The 5,645-nt window shown below is 50.6% G+C and carries 6 protein-coding genes; all 6 read right to left on the reverse strand.

From position 1 onward, the window contains the following. Window positions 1-431: 431 nt before the first annotated feature. Complete coding sequence (gene rbsB, locus ACI4N7_RS08530; RefSeq protein WP_439732935.1) at window positions 432-1,349, reverse strand: ribose ABC transporter substrate-binding protein RbsB; 918 nt, start codon at window positions 1,347-1,349, stop codon at window positions 432-434. Between the two features lie 13 nt (window positions 1,350-1,362). Beyond that, window positions 1,363-2,301 carry an ABC transporter permease gene (locus ACI4N7_RS08535; protein WP_439732936.1) on the reverse strand — a complete coding sequence of 313 codons (939 nt, stop codon included), beginning with the start codon at window positions 2,299-2,301 and terminating at the stop codon, window positions 1,363-1,365. A gap of 5 nt (window positions 2,302-2,306) precedes the next feature. Continuing rightward, complete coding sequence (locus ACI4N7_RS08540) at window positions 2,307-3,788, reverse strand: sugar ABC transporter ATP-binding protein (RefSeq protein WP_439732937.1); 1,482 nt, start codon at window positions 3,786-3,788, stop codon at window positions 2,307-2,309. A gap of 19 nt (window positions 3,789-3,807) precedes the next feature. Next, window positions 3,808-4,212: a D-ribose pyranase gene (rbsD, locus tag ACI4N7_RS08545; protein ID WP_439732938.1), complete on the reverse strand. Its 405-nt coding sequence runs from the start codon at window positions 4,210-4,212 to the stop codon at window positions 3,808-3,810. Continuing rightward, window positions 4,200-5,090 (reverse strand): ribokinase, encoded by an 891-nt coding sequence (gene rbsK / locus ACI4N7_RS08550; protein WP_439732939.1) that lies wholly within the window; start codon window positions 5,088-5,090, stop codon window positions 4,200-4,202. Before rbsK ends, rbsD begins: the two co-directional genes overlap by 13 nt. Before the next feature lie 458 nt (window positions 5,091-5,548). Next, a partial coding sequence (locus ACI4N7_RS08555) for a hypothetical protein (RefSeq protein ID WP_439732940.1) occupies window positions 5,549-5,645 on the reverse strand: 97 nt, incomplete at its 5' end.

Here is a 5,645-nt window from a genome sequence, read left to right on the forward strand (position 1 = left end):
CAGCGGGAAAGCAGCGGCTAAGGCCTCAAATTTGAGCCTCCTTTTCCGGTAATGTTGTCGCCGTCAGGCGATGAAGGATTTAATTTTTTTCTGGAATTTTCCAGACCTGTCCTCAGCCCTGCCATGCAGCTGCTGACGATCGGGCGGCAAAAGGAAAGCGCCTTTATGCGCAGGCCAGGCGCCTTACTTCGCCCAGCTAATCCTATACAGGATTGCCGCCTGAGGAAGGACCCTGCGTTACGGGTTTACCTTTGTGTCATAAGCAGCACAAGACGGAAATCCAGGGCCCCTTTCCTTTGGAAGGGAGGAGTCGTCTAACGGGGGAACAGCGTCAGTTTCCCACTGTTAAATTCTTCTCTTATAAAAAGAAACCGCAGACCTGCTGGGTCTGCGGTTTCTTCCAGGTTGTCATATTTTAGGTAAGCGGATGATTATTTCTTTTCTACCAGTTTCAGATCAACGGCAATGTTCTTGTCCACGTTTTCGCCTTTAGCCAGTTTGAGTGCGGTTTCTACGCCGATTTCACCCATCTTGTCAGGCTGCTGGGCAATGGTGGCAGCCATGGAGCCGTCATTGACTGCCTTAATGCCGTCATCTGTGCCGTCGAAGCCGATAACGAAGATCTGCTTGTTGGCAGCTTTGGCAGCGCTTACAGCACCGAGAGCCATTTCATCGTTCTGAGCGAAAATAGCCTTTACATCAGGGTTAGCCTGGAGGATATTTTCAGAAACGGTGAGGCCTTTGGAGCGGTCAAAGTCAGCGCTCTGTTTAGCCAGGACTTTGAGTTTGTTGTCTGCAATGTTATGGAAGCCCTGTCCTCTTTCACGGGTAGCGGAAGCGCCGGGGATGCCTTCCAGTTCAGCCACCGGAGTGCCTTCGCCCAGTTTGGAGATAATATATTCAGCTGCCATTTCGCCGCCCTTGACGTTGTTGGAAGCGATATGAGCTGCTACTTCCCCTTTATCAGCGGAACGGTCGATGGTGATAACAGGAATCTTTGCCTTATTGGCTGCCAGTACGGAGTTGGAGATAGCAGCGGAGTCAACGGGGTTTACGATGAGGACGCTGATATTTCCCTGGAGCAGGTCGGCAATATCATTGGACTGCTTAGCCGGGTCATTCTGGGCGTCAACGATCTTGACATTGACACCTGCCTTGTCAGCAGCTGCCTTTACGCTGTTTGCCATGGTAACGAAGAAAGGATTGTTCTGGGTGGATACAGAGAAACCAATGGTAACTTTCTTAGAGCCGGAAGCTGCACCGTCAGCCTTCTTGTCAGAAGAGCCGCAGCCTGCTGCGGAAATGAGTGCTGCGCCAATAAGAGCAGCCAATGCGATTTTCTTTAACAACTTGTTTTCCTCCTTAGTTTTTCTTGCGGTCCATAAGTACTGCGAGTAAAATGACCACGCCTTTGACAACCTGCTGGTAAAAGCTGGATACATTTAATATGTTAAGGCCATTGTTCAGGGTACCGATGATCAGCGCACCGATGAGGGTACCGGAAATACGGCCTTTGCCGCCGGCAAGAGAGGTGCCGCCGAGAACGACTGCCGCAATGGCGTCCAGTTCGTAGCCCATGCCTGCGGTAGGCTGGGCACTGTTCAGGCGGGCCGTAAGGATAGCCCCTGCCACTGCGCAGAGACATCCGGTCAAAGCATAGGCGAAAATCTTGATTCTGTCAATCTTAATGCCGGAAATATAGGATACTTTTTCATTGCCGCCTACGGCATAGGTCTGACGGCCGAGGGGGGTCTTCTTCAGAATGAAGTAAAGAATGAAAAAGGCAATGAGCATGACAATGGCAGGAACAGGGATATCGAAGATAAATCCCTGGCCGAAGCCGGTGAAAATAGGATCATCGGAAAGTCCGGAAATCGGGTTGCCGTTGGTGTACACCAGGGTAGCGCCTCGGTAAATGGTCATAGTGGCCAGGGTAGCAATGAAGGGAGCCACCTTGCCGTAGGAAATGATGACGCCGTTCACGGTGCCGAGAAGAATGCCGATGACTGCGGAAATAATGATGGCCAGTTCCGGATTGGTGCCTTTGGTGATCATGCTGGCCATGAGGGCACTGGAAAGAGCCAGGATACTGCCTACAGACAGGTCAATGCCGCCGGTGAGGATGACGAAGGTCATACCGAAAGCAATGAGGGCGTTAATGGAAATCTGGCGGGCCAGGTTTTTAAGGTTGGACGGATCAATGAAACTGTCATTCAGTACGGAAATGACAATAAAGAGAAGGACAAGTCCGATAAGAGGTCCCATCTCCCTGATAATATTTTTTACTTTTGCGGAACTCATGCTTTTTACTCTCCTCCGGTTGCAAGTGTCATAATGCGTGTCTGGGTAGCGTCCTTATGTTCAACAATGCCTGCTGCCCTGCCTTCATGAATGACAAGGATACGGTCACTCATGCCAATAACTTCTGGAAGCTCAGAAGAAACCATGATGATGGACACGCCCTTGGCGGTCAGTTCGTTCATCAGGTCATAAATATCTTTCTTCGCCCCGATATCAATACCTCTGGTAGGTTCATCCAGAATCAGAAGCTTCGGATGCATGCCTACCCACTTGGCGATAACCACCTTCTGCTGGTTGCCGCCGGAAAGAGTGCTGGCCGGCAGGCTGATATCCTGCGCCTTTACGCCGAGACGTTTTGAAAGTTCACTGGAAAAGTCAAATTCTTTTTTGTCGTTGATCACATGGCTCTGGGCCAGCCGTTCTTCACTGGGAAGAGCAATGTTTCTTTCGATGGAGAAATCAAGGATGAGGCCTTCGGTCTTTCTGTTCTCCGTAATGAATCCGAAGCCCTGACGGATAGCGTCCCTTGGATTTTTAATATGGATTTCTTTTCCTTCAAAGAAAAGCTTTCCTGACTGGTGGGGATCCACGCCGAAGATGGCACGCATGATTTCCGTGCGTCCTGCCCCCATCAGGCCGGCTACGCCGAGGATTTCCCCTTTTCTCAGGTTGAAGGAAATGTCCTGGAATACACCGGGCTGTGTGAAGCCTTCCACCCGGAAAATCTCATCTCCCGGCACATTGGTGCGGGCCGGATAGTATTCGCTCATCACACGGCCTACCATATCGCCTACGATCTGGTCCATATTGGTTTCTTCCGTAGGACGGGAGCTGATGGTCTGTCCATCCCGCATGACGGTGATGGTATCGCAGTTGGCAAATACTTCTTCCATGCGGTGGGAAATGTAGATAATGGAAACGCCCCGGTTTTTCAGCTTTTTCATGACTTCAAAAAGGCGGTCTGTTTCCCTTTCCGTCAGTGCGGCGGTCGGTTCATCCATAATGACGGTCTTGGCATCCAGCATGAGGCTTCTGGTAATTTCCGTCATCTGCTGCTGCCCTACGGAGCATTCGCCTGCAATTTCATCCAGCGGCAGTTCGATGCCGATTTCCTGGCATTTGGCTTCCGCCATTTCATGCATTTTCTTGAAATCAATGGTGCCGAATCTTGTCTTGGGCTGGTTCATGAGGAAAAGATTTTCAAGCACCGACAGGTTCGGCCAGATGTTCAGTTCCTGATGAATAAAGGCAATGCCGTGCTCTTCAGCATCCTTGTTGTTCCGGAAAGTGACTTCCTTTCCGTCTACCATGATGGTACCGGCATCGGCCTTGTGAATCCCGGTGAGAATATTCATAAGGGTGGATTTCCCTGCCCCGTTCTCTCCCATGAGCGCATGCACTTCGCCGGGACGGACGTGAAGATTGACGCCGCCCAGCACCTTGTTGGCGCCGAAGGATTTGCAGATGCCTATCATATTAATATCCATGTAGTTTCAGATACCTCTCTTAGAAGATGACTCCGGACTGGAGAATCACATTGGAAAAGGGTGTGATTTCGCCGGTTCTGATCACTGCTTTGCAGTCCTTTTCCCAGGCTTTCAGTTCTTCATGGCTGTCCAGCATCACCCATTCCACTTCGCTTTCCGGAAATACTTCCTGCAGTGCTTTCCACTGCGCCGGATTTTTAATCTTCGTTTCCGGGGCCAGGTAGATCTTTTCAATCTGCATATACTTGGCCATTTCTTTAATGACTTCAATAAAAGGCGGTTCGCCCAGGCGGAGGGCCAGATCAATTTTCGGCACCCCTGCCGGAACCGGAAGGCCGCAGTCCCCTACACAGATTTTATCTGTATGGCCCAGATCAGCCAGAACTTTTGCAATGCTGCTGTTAAGGATTCCTACTTTTTGCATGAGAGCATTTCCTCCACTTCATTCCGCCAGGGCATTCCTCCCTGGGCACCAATCTTTCCCACAGAAATAGCCGCTGCCGCATTGGCGAAGCGGATGGCTTCCCTGATGGAAAGGCCTTCCACCCTGCCTGCTGCAAAGGCACCGTTAAATGTATCGCCGGCGCCTGTGGTATCCACCACCGGTACATGGAAGCCCGGTACATGGACCACATCATTTCCTTCGCCGTAAAGAACCCCTTCACTGCCAACGGTCATGATGACTTTCCCTGCATGGGATTTCAGGATGTTCTCCCGGTCCATGCCATGGAACATGAGGGCCGCTTCATGTTCATTGGGCGTAATGTAGGTCACCTTGTCGATCCAGGATTCCGGAATGTCCATGTAGGGAGCCGGATTCAGCATGACAGGCACCTTTTCTTCATAGCAGCGGTCAATGATGTAGCCGATGGTATCCATGGGGATTTCGTGCTGCAGCATAACCAGGTCGGAGGTGCGGATCACATCAAAAGCGTCATCCACCACTTTCCGGCTCACATGGTCATTAGCTCCCTTGAGAACAATAATGCTGTTGTCCCCTTCCGCCAGGACGATGTGGGCTGTACCCGTATCCACGCCTTCCAGCACTGACACGTAGTCCGTCAGCACATGGCTTTTCTTCAGGGCGTCCAGCATCAGGCTGCCGTAGGCATCATGGCCCACACAGCCGATCATGTATACTTCTTCTCCCAGACGGGCTGCTGCCACCGCCTGGTTGGCTCCCTTGCCGCCGGGCGAAACAATGAGCCTTTTTCCCATCACCGTCTCACCGGCCAGAGGCCTTCTGTCCGCCTCTACGGTGAGATCCATATTACAGCTTCCGATTACAGAGATATGTCCCATATAACCTCCCCATACTCTATAGTTACAAGCATATACTTTTTAAAGTCAACGCTATTATTTTACCACACCGCCCGGGGAGATTAAAGATGGGAAGAAATACTTTCCCGGGAAAATCTATGATGACAAAGAATCTGCCTGCAGAAAATCCCGGCATCATCCCTTCCTGCCCTTTCTTTGTACCCATTATACATGAAACCGTCCGGTTCGTTAAGGAAGCGCCGATGAAATCGTTATCGGATTTCATTCCTGTATTTTTGTTCAATACGAGGAATAAGTCGACGCGAACAGCGAGCTGTTTAAGGAGGCTTATAACGAAGTATGGAATCAAAATACTTATGAAATCCGATTCTGCGAATGAAGCAGCGCTTCCCTAAGGAAACGCCGTTAAAAAGGGAAAAGCCGATTCCTGCAGGAAACAAAAACGCAGGGTTTTTGAAAACCCTGCGTCGTATTGACTGTTACCGGTCTACATTGGTCATATCTCTGGGAACGACCCACTTGTCATATTCTTCCTCTGTCACAAAGCCAAGGGCCAAAGCGGCTTCCCGAAGGGAG

This window comes from Dialister sp., from assembly GCF_051885895.1.
Taxonomy (GTDB): Bacteria; Bacillota; Negativicutes; order Veillonellales; family Dialisteraceae; genus Dialister.

What these genes read in the sequence shown, in the direction of transcription:
- rbsD (WP_439732938.1), bottom strand. Translation starts at nt 4,212, where the DNA reads ATGCAAAAAGTAGGAATCCTTAACAGCAGCATTGCAAAAGTTCTGGCT.
- rbsK (WP_439732939.1), bottom strand. Translation starts at nt 5,090, where the DNA reads ATGGGACATATCTCTGTAATCGGAAGCTGTAATATGGATCTCACCGTA.
- ACI4N7_RS08540 (WP_439732937.1), bottom strand. Translation starts at nt 3,788, where the DNA reads ATGGATATTAATATGATAGGCATCTGCAAATCCTTCGGCGCCAACAAG.
- ACI4N7_RS08535 (WP_439732936.1), bottom strand. Translation starts at nt 2,301, where the DNA reads ATGAGTTCCGCAAAAGTAAAAAATATTATCAGGGAGATGGGACCTCTT.